The following is a 25,438-nucleotide window of genomic DNA, read 5'->3' as shown; positions in this document are numbered from 1 at the left end:
GCCTGCCGCACGTGGAGCCTGACCGCTCGGGCTGATGTTCAGCCGCAGGGAGGACTCCGCCCCGACTACTTCGCCGCGACAGTGCGCGCGCGGCGCGTATGGCGCTTCGTCGACGAGCCTCCTCGCCCGTAGACCAGGTACATGGTGAACCCCATGATGATCATGAGAAGCACGGTGTAGACGAACGTGATCGACATGGAGTCGAGGTTGTTCTCCCCCTCCGTGCTGGCCTTGATCGCGACACCGAGGGGTTGGTAGAGCGGGTGATACAGGAACACCGCGGCGTCATAGTCGTCGAGCAGGCTGTTGAAGTTGAGCGCCGTGATCGCAGCCGCGGTCGGGAGAACCAGCGGAACCAGCACCGTGCGAAGGGTGAACATCGACCCGGCACCGAGGATGCGGGCGGCATCCTCGAGCGACTCCGGCACCGACGCGAAAGCCGCCTTGAGCAATCGCAGGGTGAACGGGATCTTCACGATCACGTAGGCGATCAGCAGGAGACTCGTCGTGCCTGTGAGCACCTGGCCGCCGACCATCGCGTTGGGGCGGTCGAACGTCATGACGAGGGCGAGGGCGATGAGAATCGTCGGCAGGATCCAGGGGATGTGCAGCAGGTACTCCAGCGTGACGGTCAACGGGTTGCGGTGCTTCTGCAGCAACCGTGAGACGAACAGCATCCCGCCGACCACGATCACCGACGCCAGCGCGCTGTAGACGACGCTGACCACGAACGGCCGGAGCACCGCGGGCGTGCCGAAGACCGTGGCGTAGTTGTCGAGCGTGAACGAATTCCAGCTGATGCTCCCCGTGACAATGGCACTCGAGTGCACGAAGGAAAACAGCACGATCAGCAGCACCGGCGTCGCGTAGACGACAAAGAGAGCGTAGGCGGCCACGTGCACGGCAGCGTTCGCCACTGGGTTCGGGATTCTCTGTTTTTGCAGCGGGGTCGCCACCTTCGCCACCGAGAAGTACACCCCCGACTTTTCGACCCGGTTCATCATTGCCAGAAGCACGATGGTCGCCAGGCCGAGGATCACGGCGAGCAGCGCGGCGAGGTCACGCGACCCGGTGCTCTTGGAGAAGGTGAGGATCATCGGGGCGATCGTTTGGAAATCGGTGCCGCCCAACACGAGCGGCGCTGTCAGTGCGCCGAGACCGGTCAGGAAGGTGAGAATTGTCACGGCGAAGATCATCGGGCGCAGGGCGGGCAAGACGATTCGCCAGAGGATGCCCATGGTCGACGCGCCCATATTGCGCGCCGCCTCGATGGTCTGGTAGTCGATCTTCGCCAGCGACGATCCCAGGAAAAGCATATGGTTCGTCGTCGTGGCCAGCGTCATCACGACGACGACCGCGAAGTAACCGGAGAACCAGTTCGGGTCGATCTCGGGAAACCAGTTGCGCACGGCGTTGGTGACGAATCCGTAGCGGCCGTAGATGAAGTTGTAGCCGGCGGCGAGCACGATGCCCCCGTAGATAAGGGTGGTGGCGTAGCCGAGCCACAGCATCCGTGCGCCCCGGATCTTGAAATAGTCGGTGACGAGAACGATGAAGATGCCGACGGCATTCACCGTGACGGCCAGCGTGGCGGCCAACGCGAAGCTGTGCCAGAGGCTGTTCATCGCACGTTCGGAGCTGACCAGTTTCTCGACGGCCCGAAAGCTGAACTGACCCTCCGGGAAGAAGGTTCTGATGAGCAGGTTGGCGTTCGGGAAGACCAAAAACGTCGCCACGAACCACAGCGTCACCAGGGTGATGATGACGACGAACGGGGATCGGAACATTGAAGCCCACGACGAAGTGCGCACGGATGTTCTCCTTTAGTACTGCAGGATCGACGACGGGTCGATATACAGTCGCGCCGCAGAACCCGGTTCGAGCGCAGATCCGCCGCCCTCGGGCACCAGAGCACGAATGCTGCTGCCATGACTGTCGATTGTGTAGGTGCTGTGCGAGCCGTGGTAGGAACGGCCGGCGACAACGCCATCGAGCCGGATCGCATCCGTGTTGCCTGGGGGCGCCTGCAACGACACCTTCTCCAGGCGCAGGTACGACGTTTTTGCTGGTGCGAGACCGGTGCCACCGCGCTGGCGCAGCTGGTGCACGACGTCGCCCGAGAGCTTGTTCATCGCACCGACGAAGGTACAGACGAACTCGGTGCCGGAGCGGTTGTAGATCTCCTCCGGGGTGCCTACCTGCTCGACCACACCGTGGTTGAACACGGCAATCCGGTCGCTCATGGTGAGCGCCTCTTCCTGGTCGTGCGTGACGTACACCGTGGTGATGCCGAGTTCCCGCTGCAGGTTCTTCAGCTGTCCGCGCAGCTGCACGCGCAGCTTGGCGTCGAGATTGGAGAGGGGCTCGTCGAGCAGCAGGATGCGCGGCTTGAGCACGAGGGCCCGGGCGATGGCGACCCGCTGCTGCTGGCCACCGGAGAGTTCGGACACGTTCTTCGCGAGCTGCTCCTCGCTGAGCTCGACCTGAGCGGCGATCTCGTCGACGAGCAGCGCCGTCTCGGCCTTCCTGGTCTTTCGCACCCGCAGGCCGAACGCGATGTTCTCCCACACGCTCATGCTGGGGAACAGCGCGTAGTTCTGGAAGACCATGCCCACGCTGCGTTTTTCGCTCGGCAGCCGGGTGGCCACCTTCCCGTCGATGTAGATCTCACCCCGGGACGGTTCGATGAACCCGGCGAGCGTGCGCAGGGCCGTCGTCTTGCCGCACCCGGAGGGCCCGAGCAGGGTGAAGAACTCACCCTGCTCGATCTCGAGGGTCAGGTCCGGGATGGCGATTTTCTCGCCGAAGCTCACTTCGACGTTCTCGAATCTGATCATGACTGTTCGTGCCCGGGCCGAGACTTAGGGCAGGTACTCGAGCTCGGTCTTCTCGACCCACTCGGAGATGCGTTCGCGGGTCAGCGACCAGTCGATGTCCTGCTTGGGGAGGGACTCGATCAGTTCGACGACCTCCGGAAGCGCCTCGGCGCGAGCCTTCTCATTCACCGGGTAGGACGCGAATTCGGCGGCGAACTCGCCCTGCACCTCGGCTCCGCCGAACCAGTCGATGAACTTCTCGGCCTGGTCCTGGCGCGGCGTGCCGTTGATGACCGCGATCTGCTCGGTGACGTAGGGGACACCGTCTTCCGGGCTGATCACGCCGGTCTTGGTGGCGTATTCGGCGTCGCGGCTGGTGATTCCGCTGCTCGGGAGCACGCCGTAGTCGACCTCGTCGCGGGTCAGGCGCGCATACAGGTCGGTGCCCTCGATCGCTGGTGAACCGTGCTTGTAGTAGTCCTGCACCTGCTTCCAGCCGGCATCCGAGATGCCCAGGTCGCCCTTCTCGTCGGCATAGGGCGCGAGCATGCCGGCGAGAACCAGTTGCGGGGTGGCCTGGCCGAGGCTGGTGTTCACTTCGTATCGGCCGTGGTATTCGGCGCCGTCCCACAGGTCGCTGACCTGTTTCGGGGCGTCTGCGCTCGTCACGGTGTTGGTGTCGTAGACGGTGACGATGGCCTGTTCCACGAGGGGCCAGAACGCCCCGTCCTTGGCGTCACCGGCTTTCTTGTCGACATCCCCCGACCACTCCGGCGTGTAGGCGGTGACGGCATCCTCTGCCTTCAGCGTTTCGAAGAACATATTGTTCAGGCCGAAGACGACGTCGCCCACCGGGTTATTCTTCTCGGCGACGATGCGGTTGGCGAGGTCGGCCCCGCCCAGCCCCACGATCTCGATCTTCATCCCGGCCTCGGCGGCCTTGGCGGTCACCCATTCCCCACGCCCATCCGAATTGCTGTTCGTGTAGACGATGAGGGTTCCGGAAGATTCCCCCGACGACGCCTCGCCTGCCGTGCTGCTGCATGACGCCAACGCGACGGTGCCCAGAAGCACGGCCGCAAGAGTGGCCGCTGTGAGAATGCGCTTGTTCAATTGTGAGTCCTTTTCTGGGCCGCGAGAGGGCAGATGGCCACTCACCGACCGAATCAAGTTTTAGCAACGGTTCATTCACACTAAGTCGCAGAAAATCCAGCCCCAGGCCACCTGAACGAAAGTTCGCCTTGCGTTAACTGGCTGTACTGACGCCGTTGGAAGCGATGCCGCAGTTGACGTCTTGCGCACGCAGCTGATGCCGAAATGTCCCGGGTTTAACTTGGCGCTCGTTCCCCGAAGCAGGCCCAGGCGCACTAATGCCAACGCGTCACGCGGCCCCGGCCTCGGCAGGGCCGACCTCCCCGAGATAGCCCTTCGACCATACGTAGAGCAAGAGCACACGATGGGCTCAGACCGCGATCGAACCACGATTGCTCGCGAGAGCGATGGACCTGCTCGCAAAGAATGACCAGGACTGGCAGCATGCCTCCACCCTCAATCCGCAGATGAAGCGCATGGACCCGTCATTCCAGGAACGAACTTTGGGATTCCGGCCCTGACCACCCTGGTCGACGTTCAGTCGACCAAGCACGTCTGGTCAGCAGAGGGTCTCGTCGAACGCCACTATTGCCGCGGCCAGGGAGGCCGATTGGTAATCCTCGATCAATGCAGACGCCGTAGTATCCCGCAGGTTTGTCACTTCAGCCGTGGGATTCGTGATGGCGGAGGTAAGTTGCAATAGCTGCTTGAGATCGGCCTGAGTCTTCGGTGTTCCGGAACCAGACATCGCCAGGGCAAGGTTGCAGGCGGCTCGCACATCGCTGTCACCATAGGCCTCGATCTGCTCGAGCCAACGGGCGGCATTCTTCTCCGCGGCAGCAGAACCGCCTCCTACGATGAGTTCGGTCTCGTTTGCAGATCGGCCGAGAATGCGCCCCAGATCATCCAGGCTGCTCGTGCCACTCCGAGCGCAACTGGCGCCCGTGAGGAGAAAGCCAGCAAGTACGAGCGCCAAGAACGTCCGGGCTGAGGCGTGCGGCCCCCTGGCCGATGGTAAGCGGATGCTGTCATGTGTCATGTCGATCCCACTCCAGTCAGATGCGATTCAAGCTCCTGGTTTCTCCGGCGGCGCCGGTGTTCGCTCTGTGGCCAGGCCGTCCGAAACGGGTCCGGAACCCGGTTTTACGACGCCGGCTCCCGCTCCGGCAATCGGCACCCGTGTCGTCTGCATTTCCCGCTCTAGCTCAATCTTTGAACGAGTCAGCTCGGCGTTTGTCTGTAGGTCTTGTACGGCTTGAACCCCCGAGGTAGCGGCCCGCTGCCCGAAGTAGAAGCCGACGATTGCGATGACGACCGTCGACAGTGTGGCGAAGATCGTCTCGGCGAAGTCAGTGCTTGCGCCAGAAGCCGGCGCCAGCACCACATCGTAGGTGCGCCCGGTCCCGTCGGCGGCGCCAGCCTCGGCAACATTGACGCTGATGACGCGTTCAGACGGAAAGCCCGCGAGTGTGCTTTCCGAAACTCCGGTGGATTTCGCGCCCCGCGATTCGCGCAAGCTGAGCTGACTGAACAGGTAGATCGACGAAAACGCGAAGAGGAGCAGAAGCAAGAGCGCAATCACCGCGCTGATGCTGCCGTTCGGAAGATTGAGCGCACCACGGTTTGCCGTGCCATCCATAACTCGGGAAATCCAGGCCACCAGCGTGAGCAGGACGAGGAGCGCTGATAGTCCGAGGAGGATCCAGACGGTGAGCGCGATCTCGGCCGGTACACCCACAGGCTGCTGAGCAAGCACTGTGATCAGAACCGTCAGAGCGGCCAGGACAACAGTGAGCACACCGCCCGTGACGTAGAGGGCGGTGTTGCTCGGTTCGCTTGCGCCCACTCTCGGCATCATCACAGCTCCCATCCGAATCGTTGCACGCAACATACACCTGGGACTCAGGTAGCGCTCATCTGAACGTGGCCCGGCACACTGAGACACGGGCGGTCTTCGCCTCAGTGTTGTTGTTGGCATCATGCACCCCGAGTTCAAGCAGGTGCTGCTGCCCTGGATCACCGAACGCCTGATGTTCCCGGGCGTCACTGGAGCGGGGTGGACCGATTCGCAGATCGAACGCGACGAGCGCGACCGCCGCAAACTGTTCGTGGGCATCACCCGAGCTCGCGACGAAGTGTGGGTCGGCTGCATCGCGGCGCAGGGATCGTCTGCGTGACCTACCCAATCCCCAGCTGCACCGGCAGCGGAAAGTGATCACGCGTTACTCATACACGTCCCGACGATGGCCGACGGTGACCACGACCACCACGAGGATGTCGTTGCGAATGATGTAGATGATCCGGTAGTCACCCACCCGCACCCGATAACCGAGTACGAGCCCGGCCGCATCGAGAAGGGAAGCGTCGGGGGCGAAGGTGACGAGAAGGTCGATGTCGCTGCCGGCGGCATCCGTGCCCTGGGCGATGCTGCCGAAGACTCGCACGGCGCCGGCACCGCGGTGGCCGGCCAGTTCGAGCACACGGCGCCGCTCGCGCGCCAGCACGAGAGACGGCCGCTCAACGGCGGCAGCCAGGATGCGAGCGAGAGTTTCCGGCCGCGGCTGCACCCGACCAACCTCGTAGGCGGAGCGGTTGGGCTGCGGAACTCTGGCACGAAGGGCCAGCTGGCTCTGCGAGAGATTGGCCCGTAACCGAGCCTCAAGAATCCGGGTGGACGCACTCATGCCGAGACTAAAGCTGGAGGCCGTGCGAACGAGTTGATCGCAACCACGCCCCACGCTTTTTTGAATCACCGCAGACAAATTTGATGCGATCCCGAACCCCGCCCACGGTTGGTTCAGTATGCGTTTTTGCGGTGGTCGACGTTTACGGCCAGGAAGACCAGAGTCTCGTCCATGATCTGAACGAGGACGCGGTAGTCCCCTACTCGGTATCGCCACACGCCGGAGTGGTTTGCGGTCAAACCCTTCCCGCGTTGGCGAGGATCGTCGAGACGTTCGACGTCCTCGAGGTATGACAGGACTCGTCGCTGCACAGCGCGGTCCAGCTTCCTGAATTGGCAATCGAACTGCTCGGTGGTCTCAACGCGCCACCGGGCGATCACAGCTCAGACTCGGCTTTCAGCGCCGAGAGCGGCCGGGAGCGGCGGCCTGCGGCTTCAAAAGCGTTCAGCGATTCGTCGGCCGCAAAGGCGTCCTCCAGATCGGTCAAGTGCTCGCGGAGGGCAGCTCGAACGTAGAAGCTCTTCGAACGCCCCGTGCGCCTGGACAGCTCCTCCAGCCGCTCCTCTTCCTCGGGGGTGAGACGGATTGAGATCGTCACGCTGCCACCTTCCAAAGTAAGACATGTTTACAAAATGATACATCCGTCCTGAAATTGCGTCCAGCCTCAGCCTCAGCCTCAAGCCCAATAGACCCGACAACGCTTTGCATTCCTATCCAATGCGCACGCCGAGGCTCGCCCTGGTCGAAGCTGGCCTTCGCCGGCAGTGGGAAGACGCGCTCGGCGGGAAGCATCGAGCACTCCTGGGCCGTACCGCTGTGCCCGCTGGTACGCGGCGACCGCCAACCACACCAGTTCGCCCACCCGCACGTGCTGCGCGCCGTCGCCGGCCGCCTCCACGATCCTTGCTCCGGGGTCGGTCAGCAGCAGATCGACAAACTGAAGAACGGACTGTTCACCGCTCTTGCTGTACACAATTCGCTTCAGGTCGGAGGTAACGCTGACGGGGGTGGAAAGTTCCTCTCTGCGCCCCAGACGGCCCCACGGTCTAGACCCTCCTGCAATTGCTCACCATGCCGGGCCAACGAGCGAATCTCACTGCTGATGACTGGGGCGTCAGCCGCGAAGCAGCCCCCACACACGATGAGGGCGACCCCGCACCGCGGGGCCGCCCTCTGGCGAAACGTAGAGCCGGTGAAACTAAACGGCCTCGGCCGCCGCTTCCTTCTCCGCCTTGCGACGAGCCTTCTCGGCGTCGAGAACGGCCTTCTCGGCCGCCTTCTCCTCCGCGATCCAGACGTCGCGCTTGGCCCCGGGCACCCAGCCCTTGTCGACAACACGGATCTGGTAGACGATCGCGACGCTGACCAGCACCACGGCGATGAGGATCGCGAGGATGACCCCGAGTCCGCCACCTACGCCGACGCTGACACCCACGAGGGTGCCGAACCAGCCGAAATCAGCGTCACCGAAGGTGCTGTTGGCGAAGCCGAAGTCGCCGAGAACCAGTAGCAGGATGGCGGGCAGGATGGTGATGATCACGCCGTTGACGAATCCACCGATCATCGCGCCGAGGCGACCGCCGGTGGCGTTGCCGTAAACACCAGCTCCACCTCCGGTGAAGAAGTGCGGCACCATACCGGGCAGGATCAGCGCGAGCCCGAACATCGGGTTCAGCCAGATTGCCAGCACACCCAGCGCGATGAGGCCACCGGCGAATGAGCTCAAGAAGCCGATGAGCACTGCGTTGGCGCCGAACGGGAACACGATCGGGATGTCCAGCGCGGGACGCGCACCGGGCACAACCTTCTCGGCGATACCCTGGAACGCGGGAACCAGCTCGCCGAGTACCGTGCGCACACCGTAGAGGATGACTGCGACACCCACACCGAACTGCAGGGCCTGTGCAAAGGCCGCCATGATGAACGCGCCGGCGTCGGCGGAGCCGAAGATGTCGAGTGCCTCCTGCATGGGAAGGGCGATGAGGCCCCAGATGGCGAAGACCAGGTAGATGAGCACCATCGACAGCGCGGTGGCGACCATCGAGTCGCGCAGGAACTTAAGGCCCTGCGGGAAATTGACGTCTTCGGTCGACTTGCTGCGACGTCCCACGGCCTGGCCGGCCGCACCGGCGGCGATGTAGCCCAGGGTACCGAAGTGGCCGATCGCGATGGTGTCGTTGCCGGTGATCTTCTTGGTCCACGGGTGCACGAACGCGGGCATGACCACCATGATCACGCCGAGCAGCAGAGCGCCGATAATGACCACGAGCCAGTTGGCGCCATCACCGAAACCGACGGAGAGCACCACGGTGAGCATCGTGGCCATGAAAACCATGTGGTGACCGGTGAGGAACACGTACTTGAGGGGCGTGAAGCGGGCCAGGGCGAGCATCACCAGGAACCCGAGGGTGAGCACGTAGGCGCTCTGGGCGCCGAACTCCTCCTGCGCGATGGCGGTGATGACCTCGTTGGTGGGGATGACGCCCTGGGCACCGGTCACCGCGAGGATCAGTCTGCCCAGCGGGTCGAGGGAGCCCACCACCACGTTGGCTCCGGCACCGAGGATCAGGAAGCCGAGCGCCGCCTTGAGAGCACCGCCGATCACCTGCCCGGAGTTGCGCTTGAGCGCCATGAGGCCGATGGCGGTGATGATGCCGATCAGATAAGCCGGCACATTGAGAATCTGCTGTCCGATGAAGTTCAGTACGACGACGAGCCACTCCATTGTGGGAGCTCCATATTCTGTGAGAAGGGAAGGTGAGAGGGGTTACTCGACGGCGGCGGTGAGCTTCTCAGTGATCTCCTCGAGATCGAAGAAGTTGTTGATGACGATGACCTCGGCGGGAACATCGCCGAGTTCTTCGGCCAGCTCCGCCGAGGTGAGCACGATCTCGGCCGTCTGAGCGGCACCGCGAGCCACGCCCATATCGGCGGCCTCGACATCCGCATCGATACCAAGCTTCGCGAGAACCTTCTCGGCGTTCATTTTCAGGAGCACGGACGTACCGATGCCCATTCCACAGACGGCGACGATCTTCATGGGGTGCCTTTCGATTGGGTGAGATCAGAGAGTAGAAGAGTGGGGTGGATGCGTGTGCCGCGCATTACGCGACTGCGGCGAACCCGCCGAGCACGGCGCGAACGTCGGCCGGACTGGTGGCCGAAGTGAGGCGATCCATGGCCGAGCTGTCGGAGAGAACACCGGCCAGTGCGCGCATCACGGCGAGGTGAGCGTCGTGGTCGACGGCGGCGAGCCCGATCACGAGGTTGACGGGGTCGTTGGCCTTGTTGCCGAATTTGACGGGCGTGGCCAGGCTCACCCAGCTGAGTCCGCCGGTGAGAACCGCCGGAGACGGCCGGGAGTGCGCCAGGGCGATGCCCGGGGCGATGACGATGTAGGGGCCGTGCTTTTCGACAGCGTCGATCATCTCGTCGGTGTAAGCATCCGTGGTTGCTCCACCCAACACGAGGCCGTCGCCGGCGAGACGGATCGCGGCACGCCAGTCGGCTGCATCCGCCTGGGTCACGATGGACGACAGTGCTTCGGCGAGGTTGAGTGCCACGAATGAACTCCGTTGTTTGGATTCGATCCACCCCTGATTGCGAGGGCGATTGGGATGAGTGTACAAGCTTGAGCGACCTTTTGTCTATAAATGTACTAAAGTTTTTGAAATTGACTCTCTAGCGTCGCCAAATAGCGTCGTGGGCAACGAATGGCGGGCGCGGCCAGTGTGGGAACTGCCGAGGCTCCAGCGCGAGTTAGATCGACGGAACGAGCGGGGAGAGACCGGGCAGGGCGCCACGGGTTAACCGGCTGATGCGGTCGGCCTCGAAGAGTGCGTCCTGGGCGATGAGCGAGGCTCCCGTGATGCCGGCGATGTGGCCGAGCCGGGATTTCTCCACCACCAGCCCCTGCAGGGCGAAGTCCCGGGCGCCGGCGAAGATAGCGTCGCGGATGGCGCCGAGGAAGGGCTCGCCAGCCTGGGCGAGGTTGCCGCCGACCACCACGGCCTGCGGGTTGAGCAGACCCACCACGTGCGCCAGGCTCTGCCCGATGGCGGTGCCGGTCTCGCTGAGCAGCCGCCGCACCTCGGGGTCGCCCTGGTTGGCGAGGCCGACGATGTCGTTGCTGGTACGCACCCGGTAGCCCCGGCGCTGCAGCTCGCGGCGGATCACCGCACCGCTGGCGCTCGTCTCGAGCCGTTCGGTGCGGGCTCCGCCGGAGCGCACCGGGCTGAGATCGCCCGCGCCTCCTCGGGAGCCGTGGTAGATCGAGCCGTCGAGCACAAACGCCAAACCGACCCCGATGCCGGCTTTGAGAACCGCCACGTCTCGGTATTCGCTCCAGCCTCGCCGCGCCTCGGCGAGCGCCATGATGTTCACGTCCCGGTCCACGGCGAATACGGCATTGTCAAAGCGGCCGGCGAAGTAGTCCTTCACCAAAACGCCGTCCCACTGCGCGTCCACCTGCCCGGTGGCGAGCCGCCCGGTCACAAAATCGACCGGGCCGGGCACGCCCACGCCGATCCCCACCACGTCGGCGCGGGTCTTGCCGAGCCGATCGAGCATGTGGTCGAAGACCTGGCCGGCCCATTCGAAGATCTCGGCCGGCCCCTCGCTCAGCCCGATGTCGGCTTCATCCTCGCTGAGGATGGTGGAGACCAGGTCGGTGATGGCCAGCCGGGTGTGCGATCCACCAATGTCCACGGCGAACAGCAGGCCGGCGTGCGGATTGACCGCGAACTCCTCGGGCGGGCGGCCGCCGCGGGAATCGAGTTGCCCCACACTCACCACGATCGACGCGAGCAGCAGTTCGTCCAGGCGCCGCGCCAGGGTGATCCGCGACCAGCCGAGCTGGTCGATGAGGCCGCTGCGGGTGGTGGCGAGGCCGGACCGGATCAGACCGAGCACCACGCCCGAACCCGTAGATAAAGTGTGAGCCATCGAATCCTTACCCCTCCGACGCATCCGCGGGTGCACTTCACACTCGCCGGATCCGTTATTGACTTAAGTACATTTGTATACCAAAGTGTCTTCCATGGCTACCGAATCAACAAATCCCACGTCAACGACGACGCAGCCCGAGCTCGACACCCGCGCTGTCGCGAGTGCCCAGGCCCTGGCCGCCCACATCGTGCAGGCCAAAGGACATGGACACGGCGGCACCGCCATGGCATTGGCGCCATTGTCCCACGTCTTGTTCTCCCGAGTTCTGCGTCACTCCCCCGCCCACCCCGACTGGCCCGCCCGCGACCGCTTCGTTCTTTCCGCCGGTCATGCCAGCCTTCTGCTCTACACCCAGCTGTTCTTCACCGGCTACGGCCTCACCCTCGACGACCTCGCCAAGAGCCGCTCCCTCGGCTCCAAGACGCCCGGACACCCCGAGGTGCACCACACCGTCGGCGTGGAGATGAGCACCGGACCGCTCGGCCAGGGCGTCGCCTCCGCCGTGGGCATGGCCATGGCCGCCCGGCACGAGAGCGCCGTGTTCACCCCCGGCTCCACCCTGCTCGACCACACCACCTGGGTGCTGGCGGGCGACGGATGCCTGCAGGAGGGCGTCTCCGGTGAGGCGTCGAGCCTGGCCGGCACGCTCGGTCTCGACAACCTGGTTCTCATCTGGGACGACAACGGCATCACCATCGACTCCAGCACCGCCGACACCTTCACGGAAGACGTGCGCGCCCGGTACCGGGCCTACGGATGGCGCGTGCTCGAGATCGACACCCCCAACGACCTTGATGCCCTCGAGGCCACCCTCCGCGCGGCGGCGGAACGCACCGGCCGCCCCACCCTGGTTGCTCTCCGCACGGTCATCGGTGCCCCCTCCGCAAAGTTCGGCGGCAGGTCGGCCGCGCACGCGGGCGGCTTCGGCGCCGACGAGCTCGCCGCGGTGAAGACGACACTGGGCTTCGCCCCCGATGCCACCCTGCAGGGCCTCGTCGCCCCCGAGACCCTCGAACACACCCGCGGGGCGCTCACCCGCGGCGACGAACTGCACCGCGAATGGGAGGCCGACCTGGCCTCCTGGAGCACCCTCGACCCCGAGGGGGCAGCGCGCTGGATTGCCTTCCGCGGCGGCGAGTTCGACACGTCTGCTCTCGACTCGGTCAAGGTCGGCAGCCCCGGCGACCTGATCGCCACCCGCAAGACCAACGGCGCCGTGCTCCGCGCCCTGCAGGGCGCAGTTCCCCTGTGGGGCGGCTCCGCAGATCTCGCCGGCTCCACCACCGTAGAGGTCGACGGCGACCGTTTCTCCGCAACCAACTCGGCCGGCGAGTTCATCCGGTTCGGCATCCGCGAACATGCCATGGCGGCCATCCTCAATGGCATCGCCCTGCAGGGCCCGTGGCGCCCGTTCGCCTCCACCTACCTGGTCTTCAGCGACTACATGCGCCCGAGCATCCGTCTCGGCGCCCTGATGGGCCTCGGCGCGGTGTACGTCTTCACCCACGACTCCGTCGCCGTCGGCGAAGACGGCCCCACCCACCAGCCCGTCGAGCAGATCGCGTCGCTCCGCACCGTTCCGAGCCTCGACGTGGTGCGCCCCGCCGACTCCATTGAGGTCGTCGCCGCCTGGCGTCGCATCCTCGCCTCCCCCGACCGGCCGGTCGCCCTCGTCCTCAGCCGGCAGGACCTGCCCGTGCTCGAGAGTCACGACACCACCCCCGCGGGGGTCACGGCCGGCGGTTACGTGCGCTGGCAGCACGGCGATGGGAACGACCTGGCCATCCTCGCCACCGGCAGTGAAGTCCACCTCGCGATCAAAGCCGCCGCACGCTTGGCTGAGGACGGCATCTGCGCCCGGGTCGTGTCCATGCCCTGTGTCGAGTGGTTCGCGGAGCAAAGTACCGACTACCGCGAGGTCGTGCTGCCGGTGGCACTGCGTGCCCGGGTCGCCGTCGAGGCTGGCCGCGGCGATGCCTGGTACCGCTGGGTGGGCCTCGACGGGTGCGTGGTGTCGATCGAGGAGTTCGGCGAGTCGGGCAGCGGCCCTCAGGTTCTCCGCCGCCGCGGCATCCACCTCGACGCGGTCATCGCCGCCGCGCACGCCACCCTCGGCGCGCACCCCGGCACGCCGCAAGGCACCTCCAAACCCCTCACCAACGAAGAACGCACCTCATGATCACTCTCGCCCCGACGCCACAAGCGTCGCCCGCCAGATCGACCACACCCTGCTCACGCCCGAGGCCACCGCCGCAGAGTTGACGGCCCTCATCGCCGACGCGATCGAGCTCAGCACCTACTCCGTCTGCGTATCACCGTCGATGCTGCCGCTCTTGATCCCCGCCGGCGCCGACCTCAAGGTCGCGGTCGTCTGCGGCTTCCCCAGCGGCAAGCACCACAGCTCCGTCAAGGCCGCCGAGGCCGCGCTCGCCATCGAGCAGGGCTCCGACGAGATCGACATGGTCATCGATATCGGTGCAGCCGAGGCCGGCCGCGTCGACGACGTGCAGGCCGACATCGCGGCCGTGCGTGCGAGCACCCCCGCACCGAAGGTGCTCAAGGTCATCAGCGTGCGCAGCTTCGATGATGCCCGCGCCATGATCGCTGCGGGCGCGAGTCGCCTCGGCGTCTCCGGCAGCGCCGCACCGCTCAGCGGCAGCACGCACGCCGTCCCGACCGGCACCTAATAGGCGTCCGTGCCGGCCTCGCCGAACTCGATTGGGCGGACAGGTCTGCTCGCCTAGAACCGTCGCATCATTCCGCGCGCGTTCGCACTGCATGCGCTCGACAACGGGCCGACGTGGCCGCCGACAGGGTCGCCCACATTCAGCCTGACCCCCCGCCGAAAAGCACCCCTAGTTCGGGTTGTGTTGCCTCACCGACAGTGACCCGTGGCCGGGCGCGACGACACATTTTGCGGCGTAGATCGGAACTCCGCCGTGCTCCGCTGTCTGGGTGAGGATGAGGACCGCCGCTGACGGCCCTATGTTCAGCAGTTTCGCTCGCGTGGGGCCAGCGTCGGTTGCGACGATCTGGCACACGCTGTTTGTGAAGACGTGGCCGTTTGCCTGCATGGATGCGAGGAGTGTCCGTGGTTCGGCGGCGATCTCCGAGAGTTCGGATGCGATTCGCGCGCTCACATCACTGAGGTAGCGCCCAGCGGGGAGATGCTCTTGAACAGTGGCAACGGGAACGCCATCCTGCAGCAAGACGCTCTCGCGGATCCAGGCGTTGGCAGCCGGGTCGAGCGAGAGCCGGTGGGACACGAAGTCTGTAACCCCTTCCAACTCGAAGCGCACCGGCTGGACAGTCAACGTCATGTTCGGGTCGGCTAAGGCGACCTCAAATGGCCGCAGCTGCTCCAGTCCTCCGTGCGGGATGAAGTCCGTTACGAATCGTCCAACTCCGCGACGGGTGACCAGTAACCCGTCTTCTTCGAGGAGCATCAGCGCCTCGCGTACGGGTGTGCGGCTGACGCCGAGCATTGCCGAGAGCTCTGTTTCCCTCGGCAGCATTTCGCCGAGCCGGAACACACCAGAGCGGATTCCATCTGCGAGCCGCGTGTAGACGGCGACTCGAATCGGCTGGCCGACGGTGAGGTAGAGCTGCTGGTGAAAGAACGGGTGCGGTTCCAAACGGGTCGTCACGAGACCTCCTTGTCACCCCGAACGTATCACATTTGATATGCTACCTGAGAGGTATAACTTCATACTATTCAGACGAAGGGGTCAACATGAGTTCAACCACCACGAGGGTCGGATCACCGTCAACGATGAAGGGTCTGCATCCCCCCACGAACAGCACGCCGCACATTGATCCGAAAGGGGTGGACATCGCCGAGACGATCCTCCTTCCGGGGGACCCGCTGCGAGCGAAATTCATCGCCGAGACCTACTTCGACGACATCCGATGCTTCAACGAGGTTCGTAACATGTTGGGTTTTACGGGCACTTACCGGGGGCGTCCCGTGTCCGTAATGGGCACGGGTATGGGCATCCCCTCCATCTCGCTCTATAGCTATGAGCTGATCCACTTTTTCGGGGTCAAGAACCTGATCCGGGTGGGCACCTGCGGCGCCATGCAGAAGAACATGGAGCTCTACGACGTAGTTATCGCCCAGGGCGCGTCGACCGACTCCAACTACCTGCACCAGTTCAACCTGCCCGGTTCATGGGCGCCGCTGTCGTCGTACAGGCTGCTCGAGCACGCCAAACGGATCGCCGACGAGCGCGGTCAACGCACCCACGTGGGCAATGTGCTCTCGTCCGACCTGTTCTACGGCGCCGATCCAGACGCCATGGGGAAGTGGATGAAGATGGGCATCTTGGCCGCCGAGATGGAGTCGGCAGGTCTGTTCGCCAACGCCGCGGCCGGGGGCGTCGATGCGCTTGGCATCTTCACTGTTAGCGACCAGCTCGTCACCAACGCCAAGACCACCCCCGAGGAACGGCAGACCGCCTTCACAGGAATGATCGAGATCGCGCTGGAACTGATCTGATGAGCAACGCGACTCACGCCAAGCGTCCAACTCCGGTCTTCAACCCGACCCGGGCCGTCCCCATCCTGCTGTTCCTCTTCGTGTTTTCGCTGGTGCTGGACAATGGCTTCAAGTTCATGTCGCCGGCGCTGGCGCTGGATCTCAACCTGCCCGTCAACACTGTCAGCCTGCAAGCCACGCTGACCGGCATCCTGATCGGTATCGGTGCCGTGGTGTACGCCGCGCTGGCCGACTCGATCAGTATCCGGAAACTCATCATTTTCGCGATCCTCGTGATGACGATCGGGTCGATCGTCGGCTTCATCTTCCAGGCCAACTTCTGGCTGGTCCTAATCGGCCGGCTGATCCAGACCGCCGGTCTGGCGGCCGCCGAGACCCTTTACGTGATCTACGTCACCAAGCACTTCAGGGGCGACGAGCAGAAGAAGTACCTGGGCTTCAGCACCGCAGCCTTCCAACTGTCGCTACTGATCGGCACCGTCGGCAGCGGCTTCATCGCCACCTACATCGGCTGGGCGGCCTTCTTCCTGGTCACGTTGCTTTCCCTGCTGACCATCCCGCTCGTGCTCCGCACGGTTGCTGCAGAGGAAACGAACGACAGCCACGTGGACGTGCTCGGGCTTTTCCTGATCGCGGTGTTCGCCACCGGCATCATCCTGTTCATGCAGAACTTCAACCCCTGGTACCTGGTGCCAGTCGTCGCGGGGCTGATCCTGTTCATCTGGCACATCCGAACCAACGACAACGCCGTGATCACCATCGCGTTCTTCGCCAACGCTCAATACTCGCTGATGATCATCGTGGTATTCGTCATCTACTCGGTCCAGCTCGGCTACACCTTCCTCTTCCCTTTCCTGGTATCCGACATCTACGGCTACAACCTGGGTGGGGTCTCCCTGCTGCTGATCCCCGGCTACATCGCCGCTGTGATCGTCGGCTCGGCCACCGGCAAAATCGCCCGGTTCCTCACATCCAAGCAGGCCATCACCACGGCGTTGATCGTGATCACCGCCTCGATGCTGATCCCGGCTCTGGTGGTGGACAAGTGGATCGGGATCTTCGTGATCTCGATGGTCTTGTTCGGCATGGGCTTCGCGTTGATGTACGGCCCCCTCGTATCGACCGCCATTGGGCGGGTGCCGGTCGAGAAATCCGGTATCGCCATCGGCTTCTACAACCTCACCATCAACATGGCAGTGCCGATCGGCATCGCCTACACCGCAACCCTGATGGACCTGAAGCCCAACCTGCTCGGGGGCATCGCCGGCACCGACTCGGCGGCCTCTTACGGAACGGTGTTACTGATTCTCGCGGCGGTCGCCGCCCTCGGCCTGGTGCTCTACCGCGTCTTCGTCGTGGTCCTGGAGCGCCGAGGCGAACCCGAACCCGCACCCGTCACCAACTAAGGACACACCATGATTTCGACCCCCACCGTCCCCCTCAGCGCCGCCATGGTCGCCCAGCACATCGATCACACCCTCCTGAAGCCCGAGGCCACGGCAGCAGACGTGACCGCACTCATCGCGGAGGCCGTCAGGCTCGGCACCTACTCGATCTGTGTGTCCCCGTCGATGCTGCCGCTCAGCATCCTCGCCGGCACCGACCTCAAGGTCGCGGTCGTCTGCGGTTTCCCCAGCGGCAAGCACCACTCCGCCATCAAGGCCGCCGAGGCCGCCCTCGCCATCGAGCAAGGAGCCGACGAGATCGACATGGTCATCGACATCGGTGCCGTCAAGGCCGGCCGTTTTGAAGACGTGCAGGCTGACATCGCGGCCGTGCGCGCGAGCGTTCCGGCACCGAAGGTACTCAAGGTGATCATCGAATCCGCTGCGCTGACCGATGCCGAGATCGTCGGCGCGTGCCAGGCATCCGTCGCCGCGGGAGCCGACTTCGTCAAGACCTCCACTGGTTTCCACCCCGCCGGCGGAGCGACCGTGCACGCGGTGCGCCTGATGAAGCAGACCGTGGGCGACCGAGCCGAAGTCAAGGCCTCGGGCGGGGTACGCAGCTTCGACGATGCCCTGGCCATGATCGAAGCCGGCGCGACCCGGCTTGGTGTCTCGGGCAGCGCGGCACTGCTCTCCGGTGCGTCTTCGGCCGAAGGCGCTGGCAGCTACTGACAACCGGCCGGGCTCGCACATTCCATCTTGTGTAAGCCCGGCGCGCATGTTCTTACCGGCCCGCCGAGACGTCGATCAGCACCTTCCCGACAACGCCGCTCTCGACCAGGGCATGGGCATCCGCCGTGTGCGCGAGGTCGGTGCGGTGCAGGGGCAGCCCCGCCGCCTCCCCCACAGTCAGTGCGCCATCGACGAGGGCCGCGGTGATGTCCTCGGCCGCCGCCCGAATCACGTCGGCACCCACCGTGTAGAGCAGCACGAACTGGTAGCGCACGTTGAGGCTGAAGTGCTGGCGCACGTCGAGCGTCACCTGGTCGCCACCGTTGTTGGCATAGACCGCGATCGACCCCCGATTACGGATGACGGCCAGGTCCAGCCGCGCATTCTGGGCCGGCGCGACCTCCACGATCAGGTCCACCCCCTCCGGCGCGATCGCCCGGATCTGGGCGACGACATCCGGGTCGGTGTAGGTGAGCACGTGCTGCGCGCCGGCCGCCGTGGCGAGCGCCGCCTTCGCCGGACCGCTCACGGTCGTGACAACGGATGCCCCCGCCCACCGGGCCAGCTGGATCGTCGCGTGCCCGACCGCACCAGCTCCGCCGGCCACGAGCACCACCTTGCCGGCGAGGGCACCCGGGTGCAGCCGCCGCGGTCCGTCTTCGGCCACCGTCAACGCGCGGTACGCCGTGATCGCCGGTACCCCAAGGCTCGCGCCCTGGTCGAAGCTCGCATTCTCCGGCAGCAAGAAGACGCGCTCCGCGGGCAGCACCGCGTGCTCCTGCGCCGAGCCGCTATTTGCGCGCTGGTACGCAGCGAGCGCCAGCCACACCCGGTCGCCCACGCCGACGTGCTGCACCCCGGCGCCGACCGCCTCCACGATCCCTGCGCCATCCTGGCCGGGTACGACGTCGTCGAACGCCAGCGCCTGGCCCGGTGCCGAGCCGCGCCGTGATTTCCAGTCGGTGGGGTTCACGCCGCTGACCACGATCCGAACCCGCACCTCGCCGGCTCCGGGTTCGGTCACCGGTCGATCGACGAGCTGGAGCACGGACGGGTCACCGGTCTGGCTGTACACAATGGACTTCATGTCAGGGGTAACGCGAACAGCATTAATAAGTTTCCCGACCTGACGTCTTGCTCCTGGGAACCGTCCCCTAAACCGCTGACACCGACGCCACCGACGCCACCGACGCCGCAAAGTACTCGTAGAGACTCGACTCGATTGGGCTGGCCAGGCCAAGGGTTATGGAGACAACGTCATGCCCGCTCTCTCCGGACATTCTCGTCTGGCGAGCATCCTGAGACTTGGCTCTGCCGAGATAGTAGAACTCAGTGCCTTCTGCATCGTCCTTCTTTGCGAACACGTGCAGCGGGAGCTGATTCTCAACAATGGCCTTCACCTCTCCACTGGCGAGTGTTCGTCTGCTACGGGTGTACCACGTCAGGGTTGATGAATTGAGGAACTCATCTTCATACTTCGTGCTCTCGGACACGTCTGACCCCTTGTGGTACGTCACAAAAATCGGGCAACTGTTAGAGAAGTAGTCGACTTTGTACCCATAGATGGTGCTCTGCTGGTTTGACTGCCAATTGAGCAAACGACAGACGTCTTTGCGAGAGTACCGTTGACCCACTTGAAGCTGCCCAGTCCACTTGTACCGGTGGCGCGCGAGGTACAAACCCGCATCAACGACATCCCGAACGTGCATTCGGAAGAGCGGCTCCGTGCCCCATGCAGCCGCGAATTTCTCGCTGAGCCGGTAGGTCCCTCCGTTAAGAGAAACTATCGGAGCGGCACCGTACTTGGCTGCTTCGGCTTCGGTAAAGAAAGTCAGGCTCAGGACGGCAAGGACGGAATTGAGCGTCGCCTGATCGCCAGCCAGCTCGCTCACCTCAAGCGCAGTTTGATAGTCCTCGACCGTCAGTTCACCAGGATGCGTTAGTAGCTTGTCGAGAAGGAGCAGCTCGTGGGGCCGCTTTCCGTTAAGTAGTTCTCCGGAGAGGAACGTCAGGACAGCGTCTTCGAACTCTCCGGCCGAGGCATCCGTTGCCCCGACCTTGTTTAGGAATCTCCAGTAGTTCTTCTGCTTGGTCGCGATGACCGTCGGGTCGACGGTATCGAAGCGGGCGAAGTCCATGAGTAGGGGTGATCGACCGAGGCGGTTCTTCAGGTCGACGAAGGCCCTCTTGAGGTTTGACATGCTGTCGAGAGTTGTAGTCGCGAGGGAAGCGAAGATCTTCTCTCGCGAAATCGCGTCAAAATTGACGCTTGAAAGACCAGCTATCGCCCCAGCTTCTTGCGCATCGATGATCTTCTTGCGGATCGAATCCTTGTTGAGGGTGCTGTCACCGAAAAGCGCAATTGGGATCAGGTAGTTGTTGTCGTAGTTTCCTATGAAGTCGATCACCACCAGGTGGTCTTTGCCCGCAGCTTTTCGCAGTCCACGCCCCAACTGCTGCGTGAAGACGATGCTCGATAACGTCTGTCGGAGCATAACCACTTGATTGACCGAGGGTATGTCGATGCCTTCGTTGAATATATCGACAGTCGCGATGTAGTCGAGTTCACCGCGCTCCAGCATCTGCACCGCCTGCTCGCGCTCCTCGACCGAGTGTTTTCCGCTCAGTGCGCGTGTTCGAAGTCGTTGCCCGTGGACATCCCGCTGGTTGAGAATCTCACAGAGCTCAGCTGCTTCGGCATTCTTGCTGCAAAAGATCAACCCTTTGACCGGCACACCGGCATGGCCATACTTTTCGATGGTCGACACGAGATGGTCGACGCGCTCAGACGCGACCAACCGGCTGAGGTCCGCTACCTGATCGATGACTTCGCCGTTGGACTTTATGTAATCCGTGACGCCGTAGTAATGGAACGGCGCCAGCATGTCTGCCTCGAGAGCCTTCTGCAAACGGATTTCGTAGGGCACGTTGAAATCGAACAGCTCAAACACGTTGAACTCATCCGTGCGCTCCGGAGTTGCTGTCATCCCGAGAAGGAAGGCCGGCTCAAGGTGATCAATCAGCGTGCGGTAGCTCGCGGCGCCAGCGCGGTGGACCTCGTCGATCAGTACGTAGTCAAAGGCGTCAGGCTTAATCGCGCGAAGATTCTCGGGCCGAGAAAGCGACTGAATCGATGCGAATACATAGCGGCGATCGAGCTCTTTCTTCGAACCGACGAACTTGCCGAAGTCGCTGTCCGGGGCGTTCAGCACGCGCTTGAACTCATCAATCGCCCGGTCCAAAATCTGCTCGCGGTGGACGACGAACAACATACGTTTGGGCGCGTATGCCCGCACGTCGAGCGCGGAGAGGATTGTCTTTCCTGTCCCTGTCGCCGAAATTACGACGGCACGGCTCTCCCCCGCGTCCCGCAGAGCCTGGATCTCGGCGAGTGCTTCAACCTGCATTGAATTTGGGAAGATCATTCCCATGGGGAGCGCATCACCGAGCGGTTCGACCGCTGTGATTCCTCGAAAAGGGTTGTGGGGCTGAGGGGTCCAAGTCAGCGCGTACTCATCGATCCATTTCCGCGTCAAAGCAGCCGAAGCATCCATATGTGCCTGCACGGCGCAAGTCAGTTGCTGCACGATGTCCCCATCGGGCAGAGCGGAAAAGCGCAGATTCCATTCCTGGTTCCTCAGCAGCGCCGACGCGGTTAAATTGGAACTGCCGACGATCGCCGTGGTGCTCGACTCCTGCTCGAATATGTACCCTTTCGCGTGGAACCCAACAGGGGAGTCTGGGTATACGTAGACATTGACGCCCTCGAGGTTGAGGAGTTCACGGAACGCGGCAGGCGAGTTGAACCCGAGATAGGTAGAGGTGATGATCGTGCCTTTTCCTCGGTAGTCGAGGAGCGCCTGTTTGAGCAGGGCGATCGCGCTCGGAGTGATGAATGCGACCGAAAACACGAAGTTGCGCGATCGCTTGAGCTCATCGAGGATCGTTTTAAGCATCGTCTGGCCATTGGAATTCGAAACGAGAGTGGGATGAAAGACTTGGCCAGCCTTGACGTGTGAATCTAAGAACCCAAAAGCATTGTCGCGCGTTAGTTGACTGCGAGTCTCACTCAAACCAGAAAGTCCTTCATCACGCGCTCTACTGCTGGGATGTCGGCGGGGGCCCACTCCAACTGGTCAAGCTCGGCAGCTTGGACCCAGCGAATCTCCGAGTGCTCAGTCAGGCGAGGTTCCTTGCCGATCAGTGAGCAGTAGTAGGTGGTGAGGATGACGATACCGAAGTCGTACTCGTGCTCGGTGGTTGCGATATGCTCGCCAATTTCTGCCGAGCAGAGTAACTCTTCCTCGAGTTCGCGGAGCAAGGCCTGCTGCGGCGACTCGTTTGACTCGATCTTGCCTCCGGGGAATTCCCACATCCCGGGCAGCGACATCGTCGAGCTCCGTTGTGCCGCCAGGATTGTTTCGCCTCTGGTGAGGACCGCGCCAACGACTTCGATTCTCTTCTTCAAGCGTGTCTCCATTACTTGGCCGTCGATCCGTAGAGCCAGCTTAGCTAGCGGCGGTGTGCCCCTCGCGGCCGTCATCACTTCACCGCGAGGGTGCTCTTGCACCGCGGATACCGCCGGCAGCCCAGGAACGGCCCGCGCTTGCCCGGGCGCTCGACCATGAACGCACGGCCGCACCGGGGGCAGACGGTGGAATCGAGAGCCTCGCCGATGGCGTTGGTGCGCACGATCCCGTGGTCCCGGATCAGTTCCATCAGGAAGGGTGACTCCCTGTTCTTGACGGTGACCAGCAGCACGCCCCGCCGGGCACGGGTCATGGCCACGTAAAACAGTCGCCGTTCCTCGGCCCGCTTGAAGTCTTCGGCCGCGGGCATCGCCATGCGCAGCACTGGGTCGTTCGGGATGGTGCTTGGAAAGCCCCACTTGCCCGAGACCATACCCGGGATCACGATGTAGTCCGCCTCGGCGCCTTTCGAGGCGTGGATGGTCATGAACTCCACGTCCAGAAGGTCAGCGAGGTCGCGGCAGTCCGGCAGGCAATCGCTCTGGTGGCGGTACCGCCCCAGGACGAAAACGGTGACCTTGACGCCCACGGGCTGAGGGATTCGGCCCCGGGCGATCTGGGTGTGCAGCGCCTTGAGCCGGTGGTGGATGGCCGCCTTCACGGCCTTGTCGGTGTCGACAGAGACGGCCCCGATCGTCGGCGGGAATTCCGGGGTCGAGGACACGACGCGTTTGATCAGCTGGGTGGGGTTCTGCAGCACGAACCGGCTGGAGACATCCGCTATCGATTGCGGAAACCGGAACGTGCGCTCCAGCCGCAGCACCTCGCTGGGCCCGAACAGGTGCTCGAAGTCGGTCATCACCGACAGGTCGGCGCCGGCGAACCGGTTGATGCTCTGCCAGTCGTCACCGACGGCGAACAGGTGACAGCCGGGCTGGGCGACTAGGCCGCGGGCGAGCCTGGCCCGAGCGTGGCTGGCGTCCTGGAACTCGTCGACCATGACCAGCTCGTAGGGGCTCTCCCAGTCGCCGGCCTCCAGGTGATCCGCCGACAGATTGAGCATGTCCTCGAAGTCGATGCAGCCCTCGGCGGCCAGCTTCTTGTCCCACTCCCGCCGAATCGGGGCGAACAGGCGCAGGAACGCGGCGTCGCGGAAGCGCACCTCGCCGTGTGACTGCTCCTCGAGGCGTTGCCGCAGCTGGTCGTCGCTGAGGCGATTGCTCTTGGCGTGGGTGAGGAACGAGCGGAACGTCTGAAGCAGGCGCCCATAATCTGTGGGTGTCTGCCCGGCGAGGAGCCGCTCGGGGTTTGCCTGCAAACGGATGCCGCGCTCGGTCAGCTCCTTCTCCAGATGACTGAGGCCTTCGCCGCTCCAGAGCTGTGCCCTCGTCGTCTCCAGAAGCGTGGTGCCGTGGCGGCGGTGGGTCTCGCGCTTCCACTGCATGCCGTCGAGGTAGCCGACGAACTCCTCCGGCGCCTGCCCGTTCTCGTCGACCGCCCAGTGCTCGTGATACGCGTCGATCTGCGGATAGTAGAAGTCCGGGTGGTACTGCCGGTGCTCGGAGTCGGCCGTGTCGACCTCGTAGGAGCGTTCGTACACGTACTCGACGCTGTTGAAGTAGAGCCAGTCGGCGATCATCCGCTCACCGGTGCTTCTGACCTGCTCGCCCTGCGCCGTGCGGAAGGCCGGTGGCTTGTCCGTTTCACCGAGCTCTGCGTCAGGGTCGGGGTAGTCACGGGCGAGCACTGCCCGGAAGAAGTCCCAGTGGAGACGGAACGGCGGGTTTGTCGCGCGGAGAACATCGACGATGCGCCCCAGCTGTTTGATGTCTCCCCCACCCTCGAGCCAGGGCGCCAGCGACGGCTTGCGACCGGTGGCCTTCCCGATGATCTCGAGGCCGAACGCGTGGAACGTCTTCGCGACGACCTTGCCGGCATCGAGGCCCAGAGGCGCCAGCCGTTCTTGGGTGCGCGCGCCCAGCTCCTTCGCCGCGGCATTGTTGAAGGCCAGCATCAGGATCTTGTCGGCCGGAATCAGGTTGCGGTGCAGCGCGTAGCCGGCTTTGGCGACCATCGTCGAGGTCTTGCCGGATCCGGCTGCGGCGACGACCAGCATCCGGTTGTCGAAGCAGACGACCGCGCGCGCCTGCTCGGGTGTGAGCGGTGACTTCTCGACCGTGTCGAAGAAGTCCTGGCAGTCGTCGAGCTCGGCGGCAAGGTGCCGCTCGTTCTGGGCGGCGACGAACTCGGGCAGGTCGTCGCGCCAGATATTAACCGTCTCCCGGGACACCGCGGAGAGTTCCGTGATGTGTGGCCGGAGATCGGGGTCGTCGAGCAGCTGGCCGAAGCCGACGGCGGCTTTGCGCGCGGCCCAGTAGGCGGAGAACTCTGTGGTGAGCCAGCCCTTCGTCTTGAGCTGCACGGCGACGGCGGTGCCGAGCGCTTCGGTGAAGAGCCGCACCTGTTTGGCGGCCTGATCGAATTCGTCGACGAGTTGCAGCAGCCTGAGCACGCGCACGGCCTCGGCCTGTGCCGCTGTGAAGGCCGTCGCGAAGGATGCCGCGCGCCGGTTCGGGATGCCGCGGAACCGAAAGCGCCGGTCCGGATGCTCCAGCTCGAGGTGTGACCAGAGGCGACCGGGGGTCACGGTCAGCCCGCCGAAGGAGCCGATGTCGCGGGCGACGGGCTCACCGTCGAGGGTGATCGTGAGTTCGGGGCCGGTCAGGGTCAGTCGCCAGTCCCGGGATTTCGTGACGCGCTTGCCGAGGGCCGACGGGTGCCAGGTCTGGGCTCGGTTGGGGATGGTCACGGG

Annotated in this window: 23 protein-coding genes; 6 read left to right on the top strand and 17 right to left on the bottom strand. The window is 64.0% G+C overall.

Annotated elements, in window-relative coordinates:
* Positions 1-65: 65 nt before the first annotated feature.
* The 5 genes from E3N94_RS14625 to E3N94_RS14600 all read right to left on the bottom strand — a co-directional run bounded on the left by E3N94_RS14625 (position 66) and on the right by E3N94_RS14600 (position 5,754).
* Positions 66-1,811 (bottom strand): iron ABC transporter permease, encoded by a 1,746-nt coding sequence (locus E3N94_RS14625; RefSeq protein ID WP_241980792.1) that lies wholly within the window; start codon positions 1,809-1,811, stop codon positions 66-68.
* Positions 1,812-1,823: 12 nt separating this feature from the next.
* The gene (locus E3N94_RS14620; RefSeq protein ID WP_134570466.1) at positions 1,824-2,837 is read right to left on the bottom strand and encodes an ABC transporter ATP-binding protein; all 1,014 of its coding nucleotides are present in this window, start codon (positions 2,835-2,837) and stop codon (positions 1,824-1,826) included.
* 24 nt (positions 2,838-2,861) lie between these two features.
* Entirely contained in the window at positions 2,862-3,929 is a 1,068-nt protein-coding gene (locus E3N94_RS14615) for an extracellular solute-binding protein (protein WP_134570465.1), read from the bottom strand.
* 538 nt (positions 3,930-4,467) lie between these two features.
* Entirely contained in the window at positions 4,468-4,884 is a 417-nt protein-coding gene (locus tag E3N94_RS14605; protein ID WP_134570464.1) for a hypothetical protein, read from the bottom strand.
* Positions 4,885-4,974: 90 nt separating this feature from the next.
* Complete coding sequence (locus tag E3N94_RS14600; protein ID WP_134342820.1) at positions 4,975-5,754, bottom strand: hypothetical protein; 780 nt, start codon at positions 5,752-5,754, stop codon at positions 4,975-4,977.
* Positions 5,755-5,887: 133 nt separating this feature from the next.
* Here E3N94_RS14600 and E3N94_RS14595 point away from each other — a divergent pair, with 133 nt between their 5' ends.
* Positions 5,888-6,085 carry a hypothetical protein gene (locus E3N94_RS14595; RefSeq protein WP_134374061.1) on the top strand — a complete coding sequence of 66 codons (198 nt, stop codon included), beginning with the start codon at positions 5,888-5,890 and terminating at the stop codon, positions 6,083-6,085.
* 45 nt (positions 6,086-6,130) lie between these two features.
* Here the strand turns inward: E3N94_RS14595 and E3N94_RS14590 are convergent, their stop codons facing one another.
* The 7 genes from E3N94_RS14590 to E3N94_RS14560 form a co-directional block, all read right to left on the bottom strand.
* A complete protein-coding gene (locus E3N94_RS14590; protein WP_134374063.1) occupies positions 6,131-6,592 on the bottom strand; it encodes a nucleotidyltransferase domain-containing protein in 462 nt (153 codons plus the stop codon).
* 113 nt (positions 6,593-6,705) lie between these two features.
* Complete coding sequence (locus E3N94_RS14585) at positions 6,706-6,972, bottom strand: type II toxin-antitoxin system RelE/ParE family toxin (protein ID WP_255453040.1); 267 nt, start codon at positions 6,970-6,972, stop codon at positions 6,706-6,708.
* Positions 6,969-7,190, bottom strand: a complete 222-nt coding sequence (locus E3N94_RS14580; RefSeq protein ID WP_104171445.1) for a DUF6290 family protein — start codon at positions 7,188-7,190, stop codon at positions 6,969-6,971. The genes E3N94_RS14585 and E3N94_RS14580 overlap by 4 nt, the downstream gene beginning before the upstream one ends.
* Positions 7,191-7,790: 600 nt before the next feature.
* Positions 7,791-9,317, bottom strand: coding sequence for a PTS ascorbate transporter subunit IIC (locus E3N94_RS14575; RefSeq protein WP_134374065.1), 1,527 nt, complete (start codon positions 9,315-9,317; stop codon positions 7,791-7,793).
* Between the two features lie 42 nt (positions 9,318-9,359).
* Entirely contained in the window at positions 9,360-9,632 is a 273-nt protein-coding gene (locus E3N94_RS14570) for a PTS sugar transporter subunit IIB (protein WP_134342816.1), read from the bottom strand.
* A 64-nt stretch (positions 9,633-9,696) separates the two neighbouring features.
* Positions 9,697-10,155, bottom strand: coding sequence for a PTS sugar transporter subunit IIA (locus tag E3N94_RS14565; RefSeq protein WP_134374067.1), 459 nt, complete (start codon positions 10,153-10,155; stop codon positions 9,697-9,699).
* Positions 10,156-10,351: 196 nt separating this feature from the next.
* Complete coding sequence (locus E3N94_RS14560) at positions 10,352-11,536, bottom strand: ROK family protein (RefSeq protein WP_134374069.1); 1,185 nt, start codon at positions 11,534-11,536, stop codon at positions 10,352-10,354.
* 94 nt (positions 11,537-11,630) lie between these two features.
* Between E3N94_RS14560 and E3N94_RS14555 the strand changes: the two genes are divergently transcribed.
* Positions 11,631-13,718, top strand: coding sequence for a transketolase (locus E3N94_RS14555; RefSeq protein WP_134374071.1), 2,088 nt, complete (start codon positions 11,631-11,633; stop codon positions 13,716-13,718).
* Between the two features lie 37 nt (positions 13,719-13,755).
* Entirely contained in the window at positions 13,756-14,226 is a 471-nt protein-coding gene (locus E3N94_RS14550) for a hypothetical protein (RefSeq protein WP_134374133.1), read from the top strand.
* A gap of 168 nt (positions 14,227-14,394) precedes the next feature.
* Here E3N94_RS14550 and E3N94_RS14545 read toward each other — a convergent pair whose 3' ends face one another.
* Complete coding sequence (locus tag E3N94_RS14545; RefSeq protein WP_104099167.1) at positions 14,395-15,186, bottom strand: GntR family transcriptional regulator; 792 nt, start codon at positions 15,184-15,186, stop codon at positions 14,395-14,397.
* Between the two features lie 86 nt (positions 15,187-15,272).
* Between E3N94_RS14545 and deoD the strand changes: the two genes are divergently transcribed.
* The 3 genes from deoD to deoC are packed head-to-tail and all read left to right on the top strand — an operon-like array spanning position 15,273 to position 18,157.
* Positions 15,273-16,037 carry a purine-nucleoside phosphorylase gene (gene deoD / locus E3N94_RS14540; RefSeq protein ID WP_255453039.1) on the top strand — a complete coding sequence of 255 codons (765 nt, stop codon included), beginning with the start codon at positions 15,273-15,275 and terminating at the stop codon, positions 16,035-16,037.
* Entirely contained in the window at positions 16,037-17,443 is a 1,407-nt protein-coding gene (locus E3N94_RS14535; protein ID WP_134570463.1) for an MFS transporter, read from the top strand. The genes deoD and E3N94_RS14535 overlap by 1 nt, the downstream gene beginning before the upstream one ends.
* A 9-nt stretch (positions 17,444-17,452) precedes the next feature.
* Positions 17,453-18,157, top strand: a complete 705-nt coding sequence (gene deoC, locus E3N94_RS14530; protein ID WP_134570462.1) for a deoxyribose-phosphate aldolase — start codon at positions 17,453-17,455, stop codon at positions 18,155-18,157.
* Between the two features lie 52 nt (positions 18,158-18,209).
* Here deoC and E3N94_RS14525 read toward each other — a convergent pair whose 3' ends face one another.
* From E3N94_RS14525 to E3N94_RS14510, 4 genes are all read right to left on the bottom strand, one after another.
* Positions 18,210-19,244 (bottom strand): NADPH:quinone reductase, encoded by a 1,035-nt coding sequence (locus E3N94_RS14525; RefSeq protein WP_134570461.1) that lies wholly within the window; start codon positions 19,242-19,244, stop codon positions 18,210-18,212.
* Between the two features lie 67 nt (positions 19,245-19,311).
* The gene (locus tag E3N94_RS14520; protein WP_198416297.1) at positions 19,312-22,113 is read right to left on the bottom strand and encodes a DEAD/DEAH box helicase; all 2,802 of its coding nucleotides are present in this window, start codon (positions 22,111-22,113) and stop codon (positions 19,312-19,314) included.
* A gap of 113 nt (positions 22,114-22,226) precedes the next feature.
* Complete coding sequence (locus tag E3N94_RS14515) at positions 22,227-22,625, bottom strand: (deoxy)nucleoside triphosphate pyrophosphohydrolase (protein WP_134374081.1); 399 nt, start codon at positions 22,623-22,625, stop codon at positions 22,227-22,229.
* Between the two features lie 74 nt (positions 22,626-22,699).
* Positions 22,700-25,435, bottom strand: a complete 2,736-nt coding sequence (locus tag E3N94_RS14510) for a UvrD-helicase domain-containing protein (RefSeq protein WP_134570459.1) — start codon at positions 25,433-25,435, stop codon at positions 22,700-22,702.
* Positions 25,436-25,438: the final 3 nt, after the last annotated feature.

It is taken from the genome of Cryobacterium sp. Sr3, from assembly GCF_004402835.1.
GTDB lineage: Bacteria > Actinomycetota > Actinomycetes > Actinomycetales > Microbacteriaceae > Cryobacterium > Cryobacterium sandaracinum.
The sequence above is the reverse complement of the archived record's forward strand: the minus strand, read 5'-3'. Positions and strand labels throughout refer to the sequence as shown.